Source organism: Aeromonas sp. Y289-2, assembly GCF_027705925.1.
GTDB classification, from domain to species: Bacteria; Pseudomonadota; Gammaproteobacteria; order Enterobacterales; family Aeromonadaceae; genus Aeromonas; species Aeromonas veronii.
In genome coordinates this window covers 306,281-322,395 of record NZ_JAPDCH010000003.1, presented here as the reverse complement: position 1 = coordinate 322,395, position 16,115 = coordinate 306,281, and the positions used below count along the sequence as shown (strand labels likewise).

Below are 16,115 nucleotides of genomic sequence, written 5' to 3'. Positions count from 1 at the left end.
TAGAAACAACCCTCGCTCACCGACAAGGTGCAACCGGATGCAAAAAGGCCAGCCGATGGGCATCGACTGGCCTTTTTATCGCGGGATTTCCCTCTGGCTAGCGCCAGAGGGCCAGGCTTAGCGCCAGGGGCTCTGCTGCCACAGCCGCCCAAGTCCTGCCTCGAGCGCCTGCGCGCCCTGCTGCCCCAGCTTCTGGGTCAGGCTTTTTGGCTTGCGATAGCTGATGCCGATCACCTTGTGGTGGCTGGCCTGCGCCAGCAGATAGTCATCACTGGTGCAGAGGGTATCCACCAGCCCCAGCCCCTTGGCCTGACTCGCCAGCCAGTGCTCACCGGTCGTGACCTGATCGATATCGAGTTGCGGGCGGTGTTCGGCCACAAAGGCCTTGAATCGCTCGTGGATCGCCGCCAGCTCCTCGCGAAACTTCTCGCGCCCCAGATCGTCGTTCTCGCCGAACATGGTGATAGTGCGCTTGTACTGACCGGCAGTGTGCATCTCGAATTCGATATCGTGCTTTTTCAACAACTTGTTGAAGTTCGGCATCTGGGCGATCACCCCGATGGAGCCGACGATGGCAAAGGGGGCAGCCAGGATCTGGTCTGCCACACAGGCCATCATGTAGCCACCGCTCGCCGCCACTTTGTCGATAGCCACGGTGAGCTTGATGTCACGATCGCGCAGTCGCTGCAACTGGGAAGCGGCCAAGCCATAGCCATGCACCACGCCGCCACCGGATTCGAGTCGCAGCAGCACTTCGTCGCCGGGCTGGGCGACGCCAATCACCGCGCTCACCTCTTCGCGCAGGGAGGCCACCTCTTTGGCATCCATGCTGCCGTTGAAATCGAGCACGAACAGGCGACTGCGCTCATCACCGGCCTTGGCGCGCTTTTTCTGCTCCTCTTTCTGCTGCTTTTCCATTACCTTGCGCTCGGCCTTGCTGGCAAGCGCGCTCTTGAGCGCAAACTGCCCCTGTTCCAGCTCGCTCGAGAGATCGGTCACCACCAGCTCACCCTTGCGCGCTTTCGGCTGGCGAGTGCTGACGATCATCAGGATGATGGCGCCGATGGCCAGCAGGAAGGTCACTGTCTTGGCCAGAAACAGGCCATATTCGGTCAGAAATGTCACGATGGACTCCAGAATGGATCGGTTTTCGTCACATTCTAGGGAGTTTGGTGAATGCGCGCAAAAAATCGCAGCCAGCGCCCGAAAAAACCAACCCGAGCATCACAACCTCTCTATTTTCTTCACATTTTTCTTGCCGCTGGCTGGTCAAACAGGCGCGCGGATCAGTACACTTGGCGCCGATTGCCATGCACTTATGGCCGGAATTTGTTAACAGGAGTTGTCATGCTCGATTATCAGGCACCCCGCGATCTGCTCAAGGATAAAGTCATTCTGGTCACCGGTGCCGGCGACGGGATCGGCCGCGAAGCCGCCCTCACCTACGCCGCTCATGGTGCCACCGTGATCCTGCTCGGCCGCACCAGCGCCAAACTCGAAGCCGTGTATGACCAGATTGAAGCGGCCGGTTATCCGCTGCCCGCCATCGTGCCGGTGGATCTGAAAGGGGCCACCGCTGCCCACTACCGCGGCATGGCCGAAACCTTCGCCCAGCAGTTTGGCCGCCTCGACGGCGTGCTGTTCAACGCCGGTCTGCTTGGAACCCTCTCTCCGTTTGAACATATTCAGGAGAAGGAGTGGGACGAGGTGATGCAGGTCAACGTCAAATCAGAATTCCTGCTGACCCAGGCGCTGCTGCCGCTGCTGCGCCAGACAGCCAAGGCGCAGGGCGATGCCTCCATCGTCTACACCTCCTCCAGCGTGGGACGCAAGGGGCGCGCCTACTGGGGCACCTATGCCATCTCCAAGTTCGCCATCGAGGGGATGATGGAAGTGCTGGCCGACGAGCTTGAGAACACAGGTGTGCGGGTCAATACCCTAAACCCGGGCGGTACTCGTACCAAGATGCGCGCCAGCGCCTTCCCGGCGGAAGATCCCATGAACCTCAAGACCCCGGCCGACCTGATGCCGCTCTACCTCTACCTGATGGGGTCGGACAGCCGCGGCAAAACCGGCCAGACCTTCGTGGCTCAGCCAAAATAAACAGGCGGCTCAGCCCAAATAAATCAATAAAATACCCAGAGTGTTGTGCGGCAGGGGTTAAATTGAATAGGGGGCACAGGCTCCCTGTTCGAACCACTGACCATCCTATCTCCAATCAGGTTGAACTATGTTTCGTCCCAAGAGCACGTTTGAGCAATGGCGGATCTTTCAGGCGGTGGTCGACTGCGGCGGCTACGCCCAGGCGGCCGAGGCGCTGAACAAGAGCCAGTCCTCCCTCAATCATGCGGTTGCGAAGTTGCAGCAGAGTCTGGGGGTGCCCTTGCTGGAGGTGCGAGGCCGCAAGGCGGTGCTGACCCCGGCGGGCGAGATCTTCCTCAAGCGGGCCCGTCAGTTGAGCCAACAGGTGGAAGAGCTGGAAAATCTGGCCAACAACCTGGAGCGGCAATGGGAGCCGCAGATCAACCTCTATGTTTCGGCGCTGCAGCCAAGGGATCGCCTCTATCGGGCGCTGGCCAGCTTCTATCCCCGCAGCCGGGGTTGCCGGGTCAACCTGCACGAACGCATTCACTGCCACTTCAACGCCCTGCAACCGGGGGATCTGATGCTCTCCGAGCACCTGCCCGGCGATCGCACCGGTCTGCTGCTGGACGAGGTGTGCCTGCTGCCCCTCTGCGCCGCCAGCCATCCGCTGGCGCAAGAGGAGGGGCCCATCCGCAGCGATGTATTGACCAGCCACAACCAGATCAGCCTTCATCCCCCCATTCACCGTTCGGTGGACTGGAACGATGCGGATGACACCGGCTGGAAGGCGACCCACTACCACGAAGTGCTCGCCATGCTGCGCCTCGGCCTCGGCTATGCCTGGCTGCCGCGCCATCTGGTAGAGCGGGAGCTGGCGGAAGGTTCACTCATACAGCTGGATCTGGAGAGCGGCAACGAGCGCCACCTCTACACCTACTTGCTGACTCTCTCCCCCGAATCTCTCGGCCCAGCGACCGAGCTGCTGCTGCGCTGCCTGCGTAACGAGTATCAGGGCGAGTCATCGCAGCTCCCGCACGCCCAGCCCCAACACGACAAATAACAGCCAGCCCCCTGTCAGACGTTGGGCACCCGCCAGCTGGCGGCCAGTGCCACCAGCGCCAATCCCAGCGCCACCATAAAGACCCCGTGGAAACTCCACACTTCCGCCACCACACCGGCGATGGCCCCTGCCATGATGGAGCCGGTGCGGATGCTGTTGGCAAACAGGGTAGTCGCCACCCCGGCTCTCCCCGGCATCAGATCCTGAAAGTAAGACATGCCGATCCCCGCCACGATACCGATGAAGATGGCGTTGAACAGCTGCAAGGCGATCAGGGCATATTGGTCGGTGAGGGTCACCAGACCTGTGTAAAAGGCCGCGCCAGCCAGCACCGCCAGCAACATCATGGGGCGCTTGCCAAAGCGCGCCGTGTAGTAACCCGCCAGCAGCATGAAGGGGATCTCCAGCGCCGCCGCCGTGCCCATCAGGATACCGGCAAGCTTCTCATCCATCCCGAGCTCCCGGGTGATGTAGAGCGGCATATTGATGAGGTACATGCTGTTGCAGGTCCACATCAGGGTGGAGGCAATAAATAGCGCCCGCACCGCCGGATCCCGCCAGCTGCTGACCCGCTCGCTCTCTTCGGCCAGCTTGGGCAACGGCAGCGAGGGCAGCCAGCGCCACACCACCAGGGCACAGAGCAAATAGGCCAGTGCCGAGGCCAAGTACATCAGCTCGAAGCCGTAGCCGATGGCCAGCGCGAAGGCGATGGGCGGGCCTATGACCCAGGCCAGCGAAAACTGGGCCCGCATCACCGAGCTGAACATGTCCGCCCGCCGGTTGCGGCTGTCGGAGTACTCCCGCGCCAGCGCAAACAGTTGGGGACTGGCAGTGGCCGCCAGCGCCGCCAGCATCACCCCCAGACTCGCCAACAGCCAGTAGTTTCGGTTCCAGGCAAACAGCAAGGAGAGCGCCACCCCGGCAAAGCAGCAGCGCAGGATCAGTCGCTTGCGATCCCCCTTGTTGTCGGAGCGATGGCCCAGCCACTGGCTGACCAGAATGCCCACCACAGCATTGATGGTATAGAAGAGCCCGACCAGAAAGGGGCGCACCTGCACCTCTTCGGCCAGAAACAGACTTAAGGTAGGCACCTGCAGTGCCACCGCGACGCCGGTCATAAAGGTCACGGCAAGAAATGAAAGAGAGACGGGGTCAGGGCGTTTGACCGCAGCTATCGACAAGCTCATAGGGTTACCACTGATTGGAGGGACGATACGGGCTAACGGGCGGCAGCCGTATGAAAATTCGGCGCCTATCTTATGTCACTATCAAGAGCGGGCTCAAGGATGGCATAAGCAGGTGTGCGCCTTGCGAGGGAGGCCGCGACCCCGTAGAGTGAAAGCCCATCCTGCCAGCACAAGGAGTTCGCATGTTTGATTTTGATCAGGAAGTAGACCGCAGTGGCACCATGAGCCTGAAATGGGACAAGTACAAGGGTCAGGATGTGCTGCCCATGTGGGTTGCCGATACCGACTTTGTCTCCCCCCCGTCCGTGATCGAGGCGTTGACCAAACGGGTCGCCCACGGCATTTTCGGCTATTCACGCCCCTCGCCGCGCCTGATCGAACTCATTATCGAACGGATGGCAACCCGCTATGGCTGGGCCATCGAGCCCGAATGGCTGGTATTCCTGCCCGGCGTGGTGCCGGGGCTCAACCTTGCCTGCAAGGCGTGGAGCCAGCATGGCCGCGGTATCATCACCCCCAAGCCGGTCTACTACCCCTTCCTGCAGGCGCCGGGCTTCAATGATCGTCCCCTGCTCACAGTGCCGATGATTGAAGAAGCCGGTCGCTGGGTGCTGGATCTGGCAGCGCTTGAGCGTCAGGCCCCCGCCGCAGATCTACTGCTGCTCTGCAACCCCCACAACCCGGGCGGCACCATCTTCACCCGTGACGAGCTGCTGGCCATCGATGCCATCGCCGCGCGCCACAATCTGGTGATCTGCTCCGATGAAATCCACTGCGATCTGCTGCTGGATAAAAACACCCGCCACATTCCCTACGGCGCCATCAGTGCGCAAGCGGCCGAGCGCTGCGCGGTGATGATGGCCCCGAGCAAGACCTTCAATATCGCCGGTCTCTGCTGCTCCTTCGCCATTATCCCCAACGCCCGTCTGCGCTTCAGGCTGCAACAGGCGATGCGCGGCATCAGCGCCGACGTCAACCTGCTGGGCTTTGTCGCCGCCGAAGCGGCCTATGAGGGTGGCGAACAGTGGCTGACCGAGCAACTCGACTATCTGGCGGCCAATCTGGCCCTGATCCAGCAGGCGGTTGCCCGCTGGCCCGGCGTCAAGCTGGCCAACCATCAGGCGACGTATCTGGCCTGGATTGATGTGAGCGCCCTTGGCCTTGCCGATCCCATCGCCTTCTTCGAGCAGGCCGGCGTTGGTCTCTCCCCAGGCGCCCAGTTTGGCGACGGTCAGTTCGTGCGGCTCAACTTCGGCTGCACCAGGGCACTGCTGACCGACGCGCTGGCGCGGATGGAGCGGGCAATCCTCAACAACAAGCCCTGATCAGCCAGCAACGGGATGGGCAAGCCCCATCCCTTTTTCCCTGTGTCATTAGCCAGCGGTCAACTCAGTCAACGGTCAATTATGTCTCTACGGATCTTGCATCACCTTCTGCTTCCCCTCTGTGCACTCTCTGCGCTGCTCCCCTTTGGCAGCCAGGCGCTGACTATCGGAACAGGCCCGCTCAATAGGGTCTACTACCCGACCGGTGGCGCCATCTGCCGGGTGCTCAATGCCGGCCATGCCCTGCATGGGGACAGCTGCTCCGTGCAGAGCACCCGTGGCTCGATGGCCAACCTCAAGGCACTCGACAAGGGGGACGTACAGCTGGCGCTGGTGCAATCCGATGTGTTGCACCACGCCCTGCACGGCACCGGTCCCTTCAGTGGGCAGGGGGCCAACAATGAGCTGCGCAGCCTGTTTCGCCTCTATCAAGAATCGCTGACCCTGCTGGCCGCCCCCAATAGCGGCATCACCACCCTGGCAGATATCGAAGGGAAGCGGGTCTATCCGGGCAACAAGGGCGCCGGTGAGCAGATCACCAGCCAGGCCCTGATGGCGGCCATGGGATGGCAACCCGTGCAGTTTGCTGCCTATCAGCTCAAGTCGGACAGCGAACCGCTGGAAGGGCTGTGCGATGGCTCGCTGGATGCCGCGTTTGTGGTTGCCGGTCACCCCAGTCTGGCGGTCGGCGATCTGATCAGCCGCTGCAAGGTGCGCCTTATTCCCATCGAAGGGGAGCAGATCGACACGCTGCTCAAACAACACCCCTACTACCAGCGCAGCCGCATCGCCGCCAACCTCTATCCGGGGCAGACCACCGCCATCAACAACATCGGGATGAGTGCCGAACTGGTGGCGCTGGCCAGCCTGCCGGACCCCATCGTCCGTACCGTGCGCGATACCCTGCTGGCCCGGGTCAAACAGTTCAGTCGGCTGCATCCCGCCCTTAGCAAGGTGACTCCCGAGCAGTTGCAGGCGCAAACCGAGCTGCCCCTCCATGCGGGAATGTCGGATCAACCGCCAGCTCCCTTGTCACTGACCCCCGAGCAGTTAACCGCGGAACAGCTGACGCCGGAGCCGTTAACACCAGCACCATCGACCTCGGAAGCGGTGCCCACGACAGAGCAGGTGAGTGCCGCCGACGGGACGACAACGCCCATTGAGGCGCCCTCCGACGCGACCGCCACCAGCAGTGCCGCAGTGGCAATAGAAGCCACAGAGGTTAATCCCTTGCCCGAAGAGGCGCTCGAGATCACCCCCGAGCTCACTGCCACGCCGACCACCGATGATGAGAGCGTGTCCCCTTCGGCCGCAGCGTCAACGGTTCCATCACCATCGGCTGCCGTGTCGACTCAGTTGCCACAAAGCGCCTCTGCAGCCACTGCGCCGCAAGAGCAGGCAACCCAGCCTGCCAGCAGTGCGGTTGCTGACGAAACCCCACCGCAGGATAAAACCGACACCCCTCCCGCCCCTGCCACCAGCGCAGCCACACCGCTGCAACCCTGAGTGGTCAGCGCCCACAAACGCATCAGGGCAGCCTCGGCTGCCCTGATTGTTTACGCGCGTTCGATAGTGACGCAATTGATGGCGGCACAGTCACCCCGATAGGCCTGCTCACCTTGCCGTACTGCTATGGCTCTATCACCCGGGTCAGATAGGGGTTGGGCTTCTGGATCTCCTCCTCCACCCAGTGCAGCAACTGCTTGATGGCCCGCGACAACACCTGATTCTGACGCACCACATAACCCAGACTAGTCCCGGGAAAGTCGCCGAGGCTGGTGACCGGCGCGGTGAGGTTGAGGCGCGGATGCAGGGAAAAGTCCGGCACGATGGCGACACCAAAGCCCGCCTCGGCCCAATCGAGCTGGGCGTCCACGCTGCCCACCTCCATGATGCGGCAGGGGGGCAAGGCCAGTAGCGGCAGGGACGGGTCGATCAGCGCCCGGGTGCGGGTGTCGTGACCGAGCAGGATCAGGGTCGGCTCGTCGAGGGGGTCGCTCTCCCCCGCCACCGCCCGCGCCTGCCAGCGGGCAAGGCCGTGACCCAGCGCGCACCAGGTTACCTGTTGCAGCTCGGTATAGAAGAGCGGCTCGCTGCGCTTTTGCGCCATGACAAAACCCAGATCCGCCTTGCCCGCCTTGACCAGCTCGGCGGCCTGATCCGAAGTGGTGTTGAACAGGGTAAGGTCGATGCCGGGGAACTCCCGCTTGAAGCGCTGGAACGGCTGGATCAGCAGCAGGCGGGAGATGATGTCGCTGGCGGCGATGGCCAGCGTCCCCTGACTGAGCTGGTTGAGGGCATTGAGATCGGACTGGCAGAGCTGCAACTCGGCGATGGTGCGCTCGGCGCTTTGCAGCAGCCGCTCCCCCGCCTGCGTCAGGCGAAACGGGCTGCGCTCGATCAGCCGCACCCGGGTCGCCTGCTCCAGCCGTTTGATATGCAGGCTGACATTGGGCTGGGTCATGTGCAGCTCGGTGGCGGTCTGGCCAAAATGTTGCAATCGGGCCAGTGTGACAAAGGTTTGCAGCCAGTGAATATCCAGCATAAGAGTCCCTCAACCCGCGAGGTGCGGGGCTTGCCAGGCAAAATCGGACGGTTTGCCGCTTAATTGACCATAATTATATGGTTCTCTTATCGGAATTATAAAGATAATTAATTTTTCTAATCCGCATCAGACTCCTAGGATGGACGCCTAACGTCTTAGGAGAAAGAGTCATGTCGTCTATCGTAGTCGTAGGTGCTAACTGGGGTGATGAAGGCAAAGGCCGCATCGTGGATTATCTGGCAGGTCAAGCTGGCGCCAGCATTCGCTTCCAGGGCGGCAACAACGCTGGCCACACCGTGGTCAACGACCTTGGCACCTTCAAGCTGCACCAGGTTCCGAGTGGCGTATTCAACCCGGATTGCCTGGTTGTCCTCGGCCCGGGCATGGTGATCAGCCCCGAGAAACTGACCGTCGAGCTCGAGGAAGTCAAAGCCTCCGGCGTGACTCCGAAGCTGGCCATCTCTGACCGCGCGACCCTCTGCCTGCCGCTGCACGCACTGGAAGATACCCTGGAAGAGCAACGTCTGGGTGACGGCGCCTATGGCTCCACCCGTCAGGGCATCGCCCCTGCCTACGGCGATCGCGTCATGAAGAAAGCGATCCTGGTTGGCTGGCTGAAACAGCCGGACGTGCTGGTCGAGCGCATCCAGTTCATGCTGGACTGGAAACTGCCGCAGATGAAGGCTATCTACCCCTCCTTCGAATTCACCCAGACTGCCCAGGAGATGGCCGACTGGCTGCTGGAAGTCTCTGCCCCCTGGATCGACGCAGTGTGCAACGTCAGCATGCCGCTCAAAGCGCTGCAGGCAGAAGGCAAGACCCTGCTGTTCGAAGCGCAGTTGGGCGCTGGCCGTGACCTGATCTACGGCGAATACCCCTGGGTGACCTCCTCCCACGTATCTGGCGCCTACGCCGGTATCGGTGGCGGTCTGCCGGGTCTGCGCCCGGAGCGCGTCATCGCTGTGGCCAAGGCATTCAGCTCCTCTGTCGGTACCGGCACCCTGCTGACCGCCATGGAGAACCAGGACGAGTTCCGCAAGATCACCAACGAGTTCGGTGCCACCACCGGCCGTCCCCGTGATGTCGGTTACTTCGACGCCGTCGCCACCAAGAACGGTGTCGAGCTGCAAGCCGCCACCGAAGTGGCACTGACCAAGCTGGACTGCCTGACCGGCCTGCCGGATCTGAAGATCTGCGTGGCTTACGAAGGTGCCCACACCGAGAACCCGATTTGGCCGCAAACCGCTGCCCTGAAGCCGGTTTACGAGCAGATGGAAAGCTGGAGCGAAGACATCACCGGTTGCCGCACTTTCGAAGAGCTGCCCCGCGCTGCCCAGCAGTACGTGCTGCGTATCGAAGAGCTGCTCGGCGTACCGGTTCCGATGGTTTCCGTCGGCCCGGGCCGTGACGAGATGATCCTGCGCTAAGCCGCACCTCTTATCGTCAAACAAAAAACCGGCATCCCTGATGCCGGTTTTTTTATGGCTGCCGTTTACCTTCTTGCCATAAAACCACCAAAAGGCTCAATTAACTCACCAATCGACCTCACATTGAGCCGTTCTGCAATAACATTCTACCCTGCCCTCGTTAAAGTGAACCCGTTACCACACGAGGAGTCACCCGATGAAATTGCTCAAACAGAGTGCCCTGTTGCCACTGCTCTGCCTGACGGCCATGCCAGTCTTTGCCATGACCCTGAAGAGCAGCGATATCCACGAAGGCCAGCTGATGGACAAACAGTTCAGCTTCAACGGCTTTGGCTGCAGCGGCGACAACCACTCGCCCCAACTTAGCTGGCAGGATCTGCCGGCAGGCACCAAGAGTGTTGCCATCACCGCCTATGACCCCGATGCCCCTACCGGCAGCGGTTGGTGGCACTGGCTGGTGGTTAACCTGCCTGCCACCCAGAGCGAGCTTGCCAGCAATGCCTCAGGCAAGCTCAAGCAGGGATTGGAGATCCGCACCGACTTTGGCAGCCAGGGTTACGGCGGCCCCTGCCCGCCCGCAGGTCACGGCATGCACCGCTATCAGTTCACCGCCTGGGCCCTGCCCCATGATCTCGAGGTGAAGGCTGATACCCCGCCGGCTATGGTAGGCTACATGCTCAACAGCATGGCGCTCGGCAAAGCCACCCTGACCGCCACCTTCGTCACCCCCTAGGAGCCAACCGGATGAGCACTCCCCTGCTGCAACAGAGCCACTATCTCGGGATCCGCCAGCAGCCCCTGCATCGGGTGCTCATCTACGCCTCGACCCTCATCTGGGTCACCCAGGGGAGCAAGCAACTGTGGTGGCGCGAGCGACGTCTGTCGTTTGACAGGGAGCGGTGGCTGCTGATCCCGGCAGGCCACCAGCTCACCTTCGTCAATCAACCTGATCAGGGCAAGTTTCGCTCCCACGCCATCACGCTGCTGACCCCACCACCGCCGGAGTGGCTGGCGGAGTCAGCCCCTTCCCACGCCGACCTGGAGGAACCCGCCGTCAAGATCACCCCCGGGCTCGCCTTCTGCTTTGAGCTCATCAGCACCATGGCCGAACGGGGACTGAGCGAAGCAACCCAGGCCGAACTGCTGCGCGGCTTCTATGCCGAGCTACGGGCCGCCAACGCCCTCGGATTGCTCTTTCCCGCCAGCACCATGACCCTCGCAGAGCGGTTGGCACGCTACCTGGCGGTGGAACCCGGCATGGACCACACCCTGGAGGCGGTGGCCCCCCACTTCTCCATGAGCCGCGCCTCCATGGTGCGCAAGCTGGCCGCCGAAGGTCGCAGCTTTCGCCAGTTGCTGGCTCAGGTACGCATGAGCCACGCCCTCAACCTGTTGCAACAGGGCCTGACCCCGCTGGAGGTCGCCCTCGCCTGCGGTTATGACTCCCCCAGCCGCTTTGCCGCCCGCTTCAAACAGGAGTTTGGCCTGACGCCCCACCAATACCTGCACACCTGCCCTGCCAGATTGGCGAGCAACGAAAAGTAAAATATTACTTAAAGACCATTCTATGTAACCTGATGTAACCCGGTGATCCCGCTCACATTGCCGCCTCTTCAGAGTGTGATCTCGCGCCAACGCTCCCTTTCCCCTTGCCATACAATGGCTACTGAACACCTTTTCACTAAAAACAAGCGTAAAAAATCTTCCTTTTAACCTACATAAACGGAATTGGAGCGAGAAATGTTTCGTAAAACTTTACTCTCGGTAGCCCTCGGCACCGCCCTGTTCGGACTGACTGCCTGCAACGATAACCAGACAGAGAGCAGCACAGTCGCCAAACCGGAGCAGGCCATCCAGTACAAGGACGTGATCGACCGTCGGGGAACACCGACCCAATTCCGAGACTTTGACAGCTACTCCAACCTCAAATACAACCCGCTGCTCGATCTGGGGGCATGGCACGGTTTCCTGCTGCCTGGCAGCGACAAGGAGTGGGGGGGCTTTACCGGCCCCATGGTCATCTCGGAGGAGTACAGCCTCTTCTTTGCCAGCGAGCTGGACAAGCTCACCCTGAGCGATGCGAGCGGCCGCCCGTTCCCGCTCACCAGCGCCCGCAAGCAGGAGGTGTACGCGATTCCGGGCGCACTGGTGCAACGCTTCGAGTTCGAGCCCTTTACGCTGGAGCTGGAGCTGCGTTATGGCGATGCCCGCACCGCCCTTATCCGCACCCGACTAATCAACCAGACCGATGCACCGCTCACCCTCAACCTCAACTGGCAGGGCGAGTTGCTCAATCAATGGGATGCCAAGGATACGATTGCCAGCAAATATCCAGGCTGGACTCGCACCATCAGCGAGAGCGACAAAGGAATCGAATTCCAGTTCGGCAAACTGCGCAGCACCTGGAACATCATGCAGAGCGGCGGCGCCCGCTATCGCATCGACCGTACCCTGCCAAGTCGCACCACCCTCGACCAGAAGACACTGGGCTACCAAAGCGACGCCAGCATTACCCTGGCCGCCAAGGGGAGCGAAGATATCTACACCCTGCAGAGCTATCTCCACTCCGCAGATGACGCCAGCCGCCATCAGCAGAGCCGTCAAGCCCTGCTGGCCAACCCGGCCAGCTATTTTGCCGACTCCATCCGCCGCTGGGAGAGCTACCTTGCCAAGGGTCTCTCCAATCAGGGGATCCCCGAGTCGGAGCGTCGCATCGCCGTCAAGGCGATGGAGACCCTCAATGGCAACTGGCGCTCCCCGGCTGGCGCCATCCTCCACGACGGGGTAACCCCCTCCAATACAGCACGCTGGTTCGACGGCGTCTGGGCCTGGGACAGCTGGAAGCACGCCTATGCCATGGCGCACTTCAACCCTGAGGTAGCCAAGAACAACGTGCGCGCCATGTATGACTATCAGGTACAGCCGGATGATCCGGTACGACCGCAGGATGCGGGCATGGTGATCGATGCCGTCTTCTACAACAAGCTGGCGGATCGCGGTGGCGATGGCGGCAACTGGAACGAGCGCGACACCAAGCCGCCCCTTTCCGCCTGGGCTATCTGGGAAATCTACAGTGCCACCAAGGACAAGGCCTTTATCGCCGAGATGTATCCCAAGCTGCAGGCCTACCACGACTGGTGGTACCGCGCGCGGGACAACAACCGCAACGGCATCATCGAATATGGCGCCACCAAGCATGTGGAGCACAATGACGAGTACGGCAATATCACCTTCAAGGTGCAGTACTCCAACGGTATTCCCGCCGGGCTGGATCTCTCCAGCTGTACCAGTGAGGGGGATGGCTGGTATGCCTGCGCCGGTATGCCGCTCTATCAACAGGTGTTGAACGTGGGCGGTTACAGCGACATGGATATCGGTGCCCAGCACGGCGCCGGTTGGGAGTCCGGCATGGACAACGCCGCCCGTTTCGGCTTTATCGAACCGAGCCAGCTGCAACGCTATGCCGACAAGACCTATGGCGGAGATTTGGCCAAGGCGCGTCAGGACTGGAACGTCGCCTTCTTTGAAAACCATCAGGACAATGGCGATTTGATCGGTTTCTCCATCGATCAGGAGTCGGTGGAGCTCAACGCCTTCCTCGCCAAGGAGAAACGCATTCTGGCCGACATGGCCGACCTGCTTGGCAAGCCGGACGACGCGAGCCGCTACCGCGATGGCGCGACCCAGCTGGCTGGTTACATCAATAGCTGCATGTTCGATGAGGCATCAGGCTTCTATTACGATCGCCAGATTGCTCAGGGGGATGTTGCTGACGGCAACGGCTGCGTCGGCAAATTGCTGACCGCTCGCGGCCGTGGTCCGGAAGGGTGGAGCCCGCTCTGGGCAGAGGTCGCAGACAAGGAGAAAGCGGCGCGGGTGCGCGAGGTCATGCTCAACGCCCAGGAGTTCAACACGAAGATCCCGCTGGGCACAGCCGCGCTGACCAACCCGGCCTACGACCCCAATATCTACTGGCGCGGCCGGGTATGGCTCGATCAGTTCTACTTCGGGGTGAAGGGGCTCGAAAACTACGGCTATCGCAGCGATGCCGAGGCTCTGGTCAACAAGCTGTTCAACAACGCTGAAGGGTTGGCAGGCAGCGGCCCCATCCGCGAAAACTACAATCCGGAGACCGGCGCCATGCAGGGTGCCAGCAACTTCAGCTGGAGCTCGGCCCACCTCTATATGCTCTATCGCAACTTCCTGAAACCACAGGCGTAAGCTTGCTCCATTATGCAAAAGGCCTCCGGATGGAGGCCTTTCTGTTTTCACTCAAGTTGCACTCACACAATACCCGCCACACGGCAGGTACGGGCTCGTCTTAGCCGGTCTTGAGCGGCAGAGAGAGGCGTTTGGCCAGTGCCTGGAAGTGCTGGCTCACCTCGGCCCCGAACAGGGGGTCGCCAATGGCGCGGTTTTGCCAGTTTTGCTCCAGATGACGCCAGTCATCCTCGGTCAGGGAGTCACGCAGATGGGGGAAGATCACCCCCTCTTCATAGTTCATGTGTGCCTCTTGCAGCTCCACGAAGCGCTCCAGCTTGGTGGTGAACTGATCGAGGGGGATCACCGCATCCATCAGGATCATCTCCACCATCTCCTTGAGATCGGCCCCGGCCTCCAGCAGCTTGACGTGCTCCTCCTGCAGGCGGTTGGCGACCTCCCCCTCCACCACCCGATATTTCAGGTAGTAGTCATAGATGAGGTCTTCCTTGGGATGGTGGTACTTGTCAGAGACCTCCCGCAGGTAGTCGATGACATCGCGCACCAGAAAATAGCTGATGGGCTCTTCGGCACGGATGGCTGCCAGCTTGTGCTTGAGCAGCTCCAAAAGTCGGGCGATGTTGAGATGATCCTTGTGCAGACTGGATAACATGGGCACTCCTTGGCTCTGAATTAATCTTATGTCCCTGAGTATACGGTCATTTGTCGCCCGAACTTTGCACTCAATCAAGTGGGATGCAGACAGATTTCCACTCTATCGGACTCTTGCCCTGTTGTTCCAGCAAGCGATTGGTCTCGCTAAAGTGACCGCAACCGATGAAACCGCGGTGGGCAGAGAGGGGGCTCGGGTGCGGCGCGGTCAGCACATAGTGGCGCTGGCGGTCGATGAAACGTCCCTTCTTCTGGGCGTGGGCGCCCCACAGCAGGAACACCACGCCCTGACAGCTGGCATTGATCTGCTCGATGACCCGATCGGTAAAGGTCTCCCATCCCAGATGGGCATGGGAATGGGCCTGACCGGCTTGCACCGTCAGTACAGTGTTGAGCAGCAAGACACCTTGTTTGGCCCAGGATTCGAGAAAGCCGTGATTGGGTGTGACGAAACCTGGCAGGTCACGCTGCATCTCTTTATAGATGTTGACCAGTGAGGGGGGCGTACGCACGCCGGGCAGAACGGAGAAACAGAGACCGTGCGCCTGATTGGGGCCGTGGTAGGGATCCTGGCCCAGGATCACCACCTTGACCTGATCCAGCTCGGTCAGCTTGAAGGCATTGAACACATCGGTGGCTGGCGGGTAGATCACCTTGCCCGCTTCCCGCTCGGCTCTGACGGTTGCCAGCGTACTCTTGAAATAGTCCTGCTCTTTCTCAGAGCCAATCACATCACTCCAGGTCAGCACCCCGGCCTCCTCACTTGATACGGCGAAGGGTTCAGGATAGGGGGCCAGCCCGCAAGACGCAACCGTGGTTCACGCTTTCCAGAGTCTGGCGAGGCGCCCCGAGCGCTCCAGCTTGCGCAGCCCGGTATTGAACAGCAGCATCAGACGGCGCGCCTCGGGATCGGCCTTGCGCATCAGCAGGTATCCCGGTTGCGACCAGATGGGGTCGGCGGCACCGGTCAGTGACAGCGATTGGGGATGACGAACGAGCGCCTGCTGGAACAGAGTCTGTGCTACCTGCTCATCCATCACCAGATAGTGGACTCGCCCGTCAAGCAGCTTACCCATGCTCTCTTCATCAGAATCTGACCACTCGAGGGTGAGCCCGGCTTGGCGGGCGGCAAAACCATCGCCATAGAAGTAGCCACGGGTCACCCCGACCGGCTCGTGTTTCAGCTCACCCAGATTGACCGCGGGCGTACCGGTCAGCGTCATCAGGCGAGTGGTGAAATGGCCGAGCGAGGCGGAGAGATAGAAAAGCTGCTCCCGCTCGCGGGAGCGAAACCAGGGCATGGTGACCACATAGCGCCCCTCCAGAGTCAGTCGGTAAGCCTCGGCCCAGGAATAGAAGTGAAAGCTGACATCGAGCCCCTCTTCGGCAAAGGCCTGGCGCACCACCTCACAGAGAAAGCCCTGATTGGGCAGCGCCTCACTGATATAGGGCGGCCACTCGCCCACAGCAATACGCACCGTCTCGGCCCGCACCGCAACACTGCTTGCCCAGCAACAGAACAGGGCCAGCCATGCCCACTTTCGCCACCCATTATTCACCCGGCACTCTCCTCGCTTTTTTAGCTGAGTGTAGCCAACCCCTCAATTAACCTCA

The 16,115-nt window shown here is 61.1% G+C and carries 14 protein-coding genes; 8 read left to right on the top strand and 6 right to left on the bottom strand.

The genetic code is table 11. From position 1 onward, the window contains the following. Positions 1–117 precede the first annotated feature (117 nt). Complete coding sequence (gene sohB / locus OKC43_RS07910; protein ID WP_236271618.1) at positions 118–1,125, bottom strand: protease SohB; 1,008 nt, start codon at positions 1,123–1,125, stop codon at positions 118–120. 222 nt (positions 1,126–1,347) lie between these two features. On the opposite strand from sohB, the gene OKC43_RS07905 reads away from it, so the two are divergent. Then, a complete protein-coding gene (locus OKC43_RS07905) occupies positions 1,348–2,103 on the top strand; it encodes a YciK family oxidoreductase (RefSeq protein WP_005334909.1) in 756 nt (251 codons plus the stop codon). Between the two features lie 127 nt (positions 2,104–2,230). Then, positions 2,231–3,145: a LysR family transcriptional regulator gene (locus OKC43_RS07900; protein WP_139463475.1), complete on the top strand. Its 915-nt coding sequence runs from the start codon at positions 2,231–2,233 to the stop codon at positions 3,143–3,145. A 14-nt stretch (positions 3,146–3,159) separates the two neighbouring features. Here OKC43_RS07900 and OKC43_RS07895 read toward each other — a convergent pair whose 3' ends face one another. Next, positions 3,160–4,332, bottom strand: a complete 1,173-nt coding sequence (locus OKC43_RS07895; protein ID WP_064335729.1) for an MFS transporter — start codon at positions 4,330–4,332, stop codon at positions 3,160–3,162. Between the two features lie 182 nt (positions 4,333–4,514). Here OKC43_RS07895 and OKC43_RS07890 point away from each other — a divergent pair, with 182 nt between their 5' ends. Then, positions 4,515–5,657, top strand: a complete 1,143-nt coding sequence (locus OKC43_RS07890) for a MalY/PatB family protein (RefSeq protein ID WP_236271617.1) — start codon at positions 4,515–4,517, stop codon at positions 5,655–5,657. Positions 5,658–5,738: 81 nt separating this feature from the next. Continuing rightward, on the top strand, positions 5,739–7,163 hold the full coding sequence (locus OKC43_RS07885) for a TAXI family TRAP transporter solute-binding subunit (RefSeq protein ID WP_270804002.1): 1,425 nt from the start codon (positions 5,739–5,741) through the stop codon (positions 7,161–7,163). A gap of 124 nt (positions 7,164–7,287) precedes the next feature. Here the strand turns inward: OKC43_RS07885 and OKC43_RS07880 are convergent, their stop codons facing one another. Then, positions 7,288–8,202: a LysR family transcriptional regulator gene (locus OKC43_RS07880; RefSeq protein ID WP_042658174.1), complete on the bottom strand. Its 915-nt coding sequence runs from the start codon at positions 8,200–8,202 to the stop codon at positions 7,288–7,290. A 170-nt stretch (positions 8,203–8,372) separates the two neighbouring features. On the opposite strand from OKC43_RS07880, the gene OKC43_RS07875 reads away from it, so the two are divergent. From OKC43_RS07875 to ygjK, 4 genes are all read left to right on the top strand, one after another. Further along, a complete protein-coding gene (locus tag OKC43_RS07875) occupies positions 8,373–9,629 on the top strand; it encodes an adenylosuccinate synthetase (protein ID WP_005347796.1) in 1,257 nt (418 codons plus the stop codon). Between the two features lie 196 nt (positions 9,630–9,825). Further along, positions 9,826–10,362, top strand: a complete 537-nt coding sequence (locus tag OKC43_RS07870) for a YbhB/YbcL family Raf kinase inhibitor-like protein (RefSeq protein WP_270804001.1) — start codon at positions 9,826–9,828, stop codon at positions 10,360–10,362. An 11-nt stretch (positions 10,363–10,373) separates the two neighbouring features. Further along, positions 10,374–11,174 carry a helix-turn-helix transcriptional regulator gene (locus tag OKC43_RS07865; protein ID WP_270804000.1) on the top strand — a complete coding sequence of 267 codons (801 nt, stop codon included), beginning with the start codon at positions 10,374–10,376 and terminating at the stop codon, positions 11,172–11,174. Between the two features lie 195 nt (positions 11,175–11,369). Next, the gene (gene ygjK, locus OKC43_RS07860; RefSeq protein WP_270803998.1) at positions 11,370–13,850 is read left to right on the top strand and encodes an alpha-glucosidase; all 2,481 of its coding nucleotides are present in this window, start codon (positions 11,370–11,372) and stop codon (positions 13,848–13,850) included. A gap of 100 nt (positions 13,851–13,950) precedes the next feature. On the opposite strand, the gene OKC43_RS07855 is transcribed toward ygjK, so the two are convergent. From OKC43_RS07855 to OKC43_RS07845, 3 genes are all read right to left on the bottom strand, one after another. Beyond that, positions 13,951–14,502: a hemerythrin domain-containing protein gene (locus OKC43_RS07855; RefSeq protein WP_100653200.1), complete on the bottom strand. Its 552-nt coding sequence runs from the start codon at positions 14,500–14,502 to the stop codon at positions 13,951–13,953. 70 nt (positions 14,503–14,572) lie between these two features. Beyond that, complete coding sequence (ung, locus tag OKC43_RS07850) at positions 14,573–15,250, bottom strand: uracil-DNA glycosylase (protein ID WP_005353881.1); 678 nt, start codon at positions 15,248–15,250, stop codon at positions 14,573–14,575. A gap of 69 nt (positions 15,251–15,319) precedes the next feature. Next, positions 15,320–16,060, bottom strand: coding sequence for a substrate-binding periplasmic protein (locus tag OKC43_RS07845; protein WP_270803997.1), 741 nt, complete (start codon positions 16,058–16,060; stop codon positions 15,320–15,322). Positions 16,061–16,115 lie beyond the last annotated feature (55 nt).